Source organism: Anaerosporobacter sp. (assembly GCF_031551385.1).
Classification (GTDB): Bacteria; Bacillota; Clostridia; order Lachnospirales; family Lachnospiraceae; genus Anaerosporobacter.
The window spans coordinates 21,401-27,866 of the sequence record NZ_JAVBNS010000216.1 but is presented as its reverse complement, the minus strand read 5'-3'; the positions used below and the strand labels follow the sequence as shown (position 1 = coordinate 27,866).

General features: G+C 36.6%; 5 protein-coding genes. All 5 read right to left on the bottom strand.

The annotated features are described in order from the left end of the window. The coding region (locus tag RMR19_RS16720) for an SMC family ATPase (RefSeq protein WP_310604643.1) at positions 1-1,046 on the bottom strand (1,046 nt) is incomplete at its 3' end. Next, entirely contained in the window at positions 1,043-2,194 is a 1,152-nt protein-coding gene (locus RMR19_RS16715; protein WP_310604642.1) for an exonuclease SbcCD subunit D, read from the bottom strand. The genes RMR19_RS16720 and RMR19_RS16715, both read right to left, overlap by 4 nt. Before the next feature lie 475 nt (positions 2,195-2,669). Next, positions 2,670-3,281 carry a YczE/YyaS/YitT family protein gene (locus RMR19_RS16710; RefSeq protein ID WP_310604641.1) on the bottom strand — a complete coding sequence of 204 codons (612 nt, stop codon included), beginning with the start codon at positions 3,279-3,281 and terminating at the stop codon, positions 2,670-2,672. A 19-nt stretch (positions 3,282-3,300) separates the two neighbouring features. Continuing rightward, complete coding sequence (locus tag RMR19_RS16705) at positions 3,301-3,966, bottom strand: HAD family hydrolase (protein ID WP_310604640.1); 666 nt, start codon at positions 3,964-3,966, stop codon at positions 3,301-3,303. A gap of 56 nt (positions 3,967-4,022) precedes the next feature. Continuing rightward, complete coding sequence (locus RMR19_RS16700; RefSeq protein WP_310604639.1) at positions 4,023-6,452, bottom strand: ATP-dependent DNA helicase; 2,430 nt, start codon at positions 6,450-6,452, stop codon at positions 4,023-4,025. Positions 6,453-6,466: the final 14 nt, after the last annotated feature.

Sequence of the window (6,466 nt, the reverse complement as noted above, 5' to 3'; positions counted from 1 at the left end):
TCTAATTCTGCTTTCACCTGCTCCCACTTTGCCTTTGCTGTATTATATCGCAAAGCAGATGCCTCATATATCTTAGCAAAGGAATCTACATTCATCGCCTGTAATGCTTGCGTCACTCTTTGTTTCTTCGTTGCAAACATTTCTTTTTGACTCTCTAATTGTCTTAGTTCTTCCTCTAATTTTGCAAGTTTTTGATGATTCTCATTAATCTTCTCACCTTTTGCAATACTTTCTATATATCGTTTTTCTTCTTGTTCACATTCTTTAATACTTGCTTCTAACTGTTCTTCCTTTTTCTTCGAATCTGCTAGTCCTTCTTTTAAAAGAGCTTGGATTCTCTCATAATGATAAGATTGCGATGCAAGAAGTCCTGTTAATTCATCGTCTTCATCAAAACGATTATATTCAATCGTATTCACAATCTCGTCAAGACGATTATTCTGTTCCGTTAGTTCTCTCTGTAATCGTAGTGCCTTTTCTGTTAATGCTTTCTGTAGCTTCTCGTACTGATTCGTTTTGAATATATTTCTTAGGATTTCAACACGGTCTTTGGAACTTGCAACAAGTAGCTCCAAGAATTCCCCTTGTGCAATCATAGATATCTGCTTAAATTGAAGATATGTCATTCCAAGAAGCTCTTCTATCTTTCGATTTACTTCTGTTATTACAACAATAGGAGACTGGTCTTCAATATATAATTCCGCTACTTCTTGCGACAATGTCATTCCTTCCCCACGTTTTTTAGGTCGTTCATACTTAGGTGCACGATATACACGATAACTCTTTCCCTTATGCTCAAATAGCAATTCTACATAGGTATCTTCCGCTGGTGTAGCAAAATCACTTCTAAGTGAACCTTTCTCTCTTGTTTTGCCACTTACATCTCCATAAAGTGCAAATGATATTGCATCAAATACTGTTGTCTTTCCAGCACCAGTTGGTCCAGTTATTAAAAATAAACTTCCTTGATTAAATTTTGTAAAATCAACTACTGCTTTTTCCTTGTAAGAACCCCAAGCAGCTATCGTTACTTGCAACGGTCTCATACAATATCACCTCCAATCTCTTCTATCACTTCCTTCATGCAAGCTTCATATTCCTCTTCTAACGTTTCTCCTATAACACTTGCATAGAAATCTTTGAAATGTTCATAGATTGATTTATTCCTTGTATCTGTTACACTAACACTCTCTGCACTTTCTTTTCGCTCATTCTTCTCAAATGCAATCTGCATAATATTGGGATACACACTTCGAAGTTCCCCCATAGGGTCGAATAATTCCTGCTTATCAAGTAGGGTTACATGCAGATAATCATTCACATCTGCTAATGAATATATCTCTTCCTTCATAAGTTCCGCTAATGTTCCTTTGATTTTTCTCATATCATGAATTGGTGTAAGACTTCGTGTAGATAACGTTACTTCTCCCTTGTCTTTTAGCTCAATCACCGTTACACTCTTCTTATGAAATACTTCAGAAAATGAATATTTAATCGGCGAACCACTATATCGTACTGTATCTCTTCCCATTCGCTGCGCCCCATGAATATGTCCAAGTGCTACATAATCAAATGCTTCAAAAACATGGGCATCCACATTCTCTGCTCCACCTAGTAACAAATTCGCTTCCGACTCACTTTGCTCTGGTAGTTTTCCTGTATTCGTTACAAAATGATGGGTTATCAATAGATTACGGCATGTCGCATCTACATTTGATTCTTCGATTATTTTATGTACACCTTGCTCACATGTAACTATTGTTTCATCTTGATAGAGATGTCTTATAATTGCTGGCTTTGCAAATGGTAGCATATAGATATTCACTTTCCCATATGCATCCTCCATTACAATCGGTTGCATATTCCCTTGTATTCTACCTTCAATATGCAAGCCTTTCTCTTCGAGAATACTTTGTGCAAATCCTATTCTTTCCGGCGAATCATGATTTCCGCTTATCATAAATATCTGGATTCCCAGTTTTGTTGCCTCACTTAGAAATTGATCCAAAACAAGCACTGCTTCTGCAGATGGCACAGAACGGTCATAGATATCTCCTGCTAGAATCAGACCATCTGCTCCCTCTTCCTTCACGATGTTTAGTATTTGCCCCAATATCCTTTTTTGTTCCTCCAACATACTAAACTCATTAACCACTTTTCCAATATGAAGGTCTGCCGTATGAATAAACTTCATTGAATTTTTCTCCTTTCTGTTGAAGTACTTTTGTATATATTTCATGCAAAACTTTTTACATTTTCAAAGCGTATTCGTTAGTGCGCTATAACACAAAACACGCTACACACCTATGGACTTCTAAGTGTGTACGGTTAGATATCGAAATGTTACGGAAACGCCTTCGATTCGGCATCCTGCCTCAGCTCAGGCTGGCTCGGCGTCCTTGCCTCGCCTTCCTTGGTTTCACATGTACACACTAAGAAGTTCTATAGGTGTTTCGCTATCGTTTTTTAGTTATAGCGCACCAACGAATACGCAAGGATAGGTATCGAAGTTTTGCATATCTACGTTGTTGATACACAAGTACAAGATAGATGTTGGATGAAGAAAAATCTCAAGTGCTTAGTATCAACTTATTATAATCTTTGTTTTCTAATCTTTTTAAGATTCAATTATCAAGGTTTTGAATCCTAATTATCATACTACTAGATACCTATGAAATCCTAATTATCTTCTTCATTCTATCAGAGAAGAATTGAATTGATGGTCCAGCCGTTACTACTGCTACCAGTGTGATAACGCCTAATTTCCCCCCCATTAGATAGCCGATTACCACCATCAAGATATCAAAACATATCTTCGTTCTTCTAAAATTCCAGCCTAGCTTTTTGGCTATTGTCATTACGACTCCTGTGAATGGGTCTAGTCCGATATCTACGACAATGTATAGTGCTACTCCAAAATAGATTGCACCGCATCCGATTACTGCACCGATTACTCTTTGCATAAAACTGCCTTGGTTTATTAATGCATTATATATACTTGTCCCTATTGATACGAAGAAACCTAGTGGCAGTATATAAATGAATGTTCCGACATTGATATATCGTTTTCCGATTATAAACAAAATGATAATCATGGCTACATTTACTACATTTGATATTAGTCCTAATTTTTCTGATGGCATCCCCAGTGCATTTCGCATGCCATCGTATAAGATTCCAATTGAATCATTTCCAAACAACGTTCCTGCATTAAATGCAATTCCTAGTCCTACAAAGAATATTCCTATCACTGCAATTAAAACCTTTTTATAATATTTCATCCTTCTCCTCCTCTTCTAACTACTCGATATATGTAAGTAGTTCTGATGGATTTGTAATAATCACATCAGCATGATTTTGCTCTAATTCCTCTCGGTCACGAAATCCCCATAATACTCCCACTGTAAACATTCCTGTATTCTTACCTGTCTGCATGTCTACATTCGTATCCCCAACGTATAGACATTCTTCTGCTACTACAGCAAATTCTTCTAACATAATTCTTGCTCCACTTGGGTCTGGTTTCTTAGGTAATCCTTCTTTTTGTCCACACACACTATCAAAATAGTTTTCCCCGAAAAGTTCATTTATAACACTTATGGTTCTATCATGTGGCTTGTTGGATAGCACTCCTATCTTAATGCCTCTCGCCTTTAATTCATTAAGCATCGTAACAATTCCATCAAATGGTTTCACATTGTACATACAATACTCTTCAAACACTTCTTTATATTTTGCTTTTGCTTGTAAAAACAATTCTTTTGCTTGTTCCTCGTTATTACAAGCTGCCTTTAATGCACGCATAACTAATACATCTGCACCATCACCAGCATAGTAATTGTATTCTTCATCAGGTCTTTTCATAAGTCCTAGTGATTCTAACATCATATTTGCTGAATATGCAATTGATTCTAGTGTATCTGCTATTGTTCCATCTAAATCAAATATTGCTGCTTTCTTTTTCATATGTTATGTCTCCCTATCTCTTGAATATTATCGATAACTATTATCGTCTTAACTAGTTAATTTACTTTGTCCATAGTCGTTACATTTTCCCAGAATTCACTAACCACTGACTCAAACTTTGAATATGCCGTTACTTCATGTGGAAACCATTCTCTCGGAAACAGATTCTGATACTGTCGGTTCATAAATCGTTCATCTAGTAATACGATAACACCACAATCCTCTTGCGTACGAATTACACGTCCAGCAGATTGTAGCACCTTATTCATTCCATTGTATAGATATGCATAATCAAATCCATTTCCATTTTGTTCATCATAATACGAACGAAATAACTCTCTTTCATTACATACCATAGGAAGTCCAGTTCCTACAATAACCACTCCTATTAAGCGATTACTTCGCAAATCAATTCCTTCACTAAATATTCCTCCCATAACGCAAAGACCAATTCTTGTTTCCTCTGGATTTTCCACAAAGTCTTCAAGGAATTGTTCCTTCTCTCTTTCTGTCATAGCGTTATGCTGCAAGTCAAGCTGCGCTTTGAATTCTCCCATATGCATCTTCCCTTCCAGTATGCGTCCTACTTCATTCATCATTTGGTACGAAGGAAAGAATGCCATATAGTTTCCTACTTTCGCTTTCGACAACTCTATAATATACGATGCCATCTTCTCATATTCGCTTTGATTTCTTCTCGTATATTTTGTACTAACATCATTTCCAATAACAAGTAGTCGCTTATCTTTATCAAACGGAGATGGTGCATAAATCGCATAATCCTCTTCCGATCCTGCTAACTGATCTTTGTAGTAATGGATTGGTAATAATGTTGCAGAAAAGAAGATTGCACTTTTCCCTTTTGCAAGACATGCCGCTAGATTTTTTGCAGGATTCATGCATTGTAATCTTACTCGAAACCCTTCTCTTTCCTCATAATCGGTATAGATTACATAATTCTCATCGAGCAACTCATGCATATTCATAAAATGTCGAATCTGTAGATATAGTTCAAAAATAATATCCTGATTCTCAAAATTCTTCCACTCTGCCAAGAATTCCTCTATTTCTGTTAGTAATCGCATCAGATGTAAAGCAAGATCACCAACGTTCTCTATAACCTCAAACTCTTCACATTCCCTTTTTAATTTTAACATACTACTATTACATGCTTCTAATCGTTTTGTTAATTTCTTGCTATATCCTGCCGCTACCTTTTTCGCATCAAGGAAATGCTGTTTAAACAATTCTGCACTATACATCTCCCTAGCACGATCTACAAGATTATGTGCCTCATCTATTAGGAAGATATAATCATTCTTTGTTTCTCCTGCAAAGAATCTTCGCAAATATACATTTGGATCAAATACATAGTTGTAATCGCATATTACTGCATCTGACCAGCTTGTAACATCAAGACACATCTCATATGGGCATACACGATGCTTTGCGGCATATTCTAATAATAAGTCTCTCGTAATGGAATCTTCATGCGTAATCAAATCATATACAGCATCATTTACACGGTCAAAGTGCCCTTCTGCCCTTTCACATGCACCAGGGTTGCATTCCGTCTTTTCTAATATACAGAATTTATCCTTCGCTGTAATCGTCGTTACTTTAAGTTTCATTCCTTTCTCTTTCAAAAGTGCGAATGTATCTTCGGCGGCAGTTCGTGTAATTGTCTTAGCTGTCATATAGAATATCTTATTACTATATCCTTCTCCCATCGCCTTAACAGCAGGGTACACGGTTGAAATCGTCTTCCCAACCCCTGTTGGTGCTTCAATGTAGAGTTTTTTATCCCGAATAATCGTCTTATACACGCCTGTTACTAAATCACGCTGCCCTTCCCGATAAGGAAATGGAAACTCTATGCCTTTAATTGTATTATTACGCTCTTGTATCCAAGTACACTGCCATTCCATCCACTTTGCAAACTCTGATGTTAGCTTCTGAAACCATGTTTCTAAGTAAGAATAGGAATATGTTTCTTCAAAATATTTCATTTGCTCTGTTTCTATATTACAATATGACATTCTTACGCCAATTGAATCTAAGTTTTCATTCTTTGCTGTAATATACGCATAACACATCGCCTGTGCTAGATGTACTGGTGAAGCTTCCTTCAGAAAACTTAACTCCATATAGATTGCCTTGATTTCATCTATCATTACTATATTCTCATATAAATTATTCTCTTCATTCAATTTACTTGTATGGATTATTCCATCTGCACGTCCTTCCACACAAAGCGAGTACTCTTCATCCAAAGTAAATGCAGGTACAGTTATGCTCAGCGATACCTCTGCTTGATATTCACTTCCCATTCGTTTCTGAATCTTACGATGTAGGCGATTACCTTCTTGCATCGCATCAGCATCTCCTGATGCTGCCTGTGTATTATCAATATTGCCACTCCGTAAGATGAACTCAACAAGATTTCGTACAGAAACTTTAATAACATGACCAACAATCTTGTACATTCTGCAATTCCTTT